Here is a 1022-nt window from a genome sequence, read left to right as displayed (position 1 = left end):
TCGTCCGCTATCAGCACCTTCGGCGACAGGATGGTGGAGATGGCGATAACCGTCCTCTGCTTCATGCCGCCGGACAGCTCCACCGCATGCTTCTGCAGCACCTCCGGGGGCAGGCCCAGGATGCGGAAGCGCTCCACCGCCATATCATAGATGTCTTTTTTGCTCAGGCTCTTGTCGTGGACGCGGATAACGTCCTCTATAAAGCGGATGATCTTCTGGGTGGGGTTCAAAGCGTTCATGGCGGCCTGGGGGATGTAGGCGATCTCCGTCCCCAGTATCTTCTTGCGCACCTCGTCCGGCTTCATCCCGGAGATGTTCTGCCCGTCAATGATAATCTCACCGCTGATATAGTGCAGGGGCGCGAAGTAGTATCCCATCAGGCTCAGGGCCAGGGTGGACTTGCCGCAGCCGGATTCCCCCGCCACGCCTAGGGACTTGCCCTCCTCGATCTTCAAGGATACCCCGTCCACCGCGAACACGTCCTCTTTAAAACGTGTCACATACTTCGTCTTTAAGTCTTTTACTTCCAGCATTACTTTTCCCATGTTCTATCCTCCCGGTTAGTCGCGAAGCTGCGGGTTGAACACCTGGTCTAACCCCGTATTCATCAGGTTCAGCGAGAATGAGATTATCGCTACGGACAGCACCACCGGCACGAATGCCCACCAGCTTCCGCCCTGGATCGCCTGGAAGTTCTGCGCCCAGTTCATCATAATGCCCAGGGTGCTGGTTGTGGAGTTGGAAGGCCCAAGGCCCAGCATGGAAAGCTGCGCTTCCGCCAGGATGCCAGAAGAGATTTGCAGGATCAGCGCCATCACCACGTAGGACGCCACATAAGGCAGGATGTCCTGGATAATAATCCGGGGCATGCTGTGCCCTGAAAGCTTTGACAGGTTCACGTGGTCCCGGTTGCGCAGGGACAGCACCTGGGAACGAACGGAGCGTGCCGTCCAGGGCCAGCCCGTAAGCCCGATGATGGTGCCTACCATCATCGGCCCGCGGCCCGCTTCGCTCAGGGCGTT

General features: G+C 58.2%; 2 protein-coding genes. Both read right to left on the bottom strand.

Annotation, left to right across the window (positions count from 1 at the left end; all coding sequences use genetic code 11):
• The coding region (locus D1841_RS20025) for an ATP-binding cassette domain-containing protein (RefSeq protein WP_161880208.1) at window positions 1–545 on the bottom strand (545 nt) is incomplete at its 3' end.
• 15 nt (window positions 546–560) lie between these two features.
• On the bottom strand, window positions 561–1022 hold a 462-nt coding region (locus D1841_RS20020; protein ID WP_161880207.1), incomplete at its 5' end, for an ABC transporter permease.

It is taken from the genome of Neglectibacter sp. X4 (assembly GCF_009917365.1).
Classification (GTDB): Bacteria; Bacillota; Clostridia; order Oscillospirales; family Acutalibacteraceae; genus Acutalibacter.
This window is presented reverse-complemented; position numbering and strand designations above follow the sequence as displayed.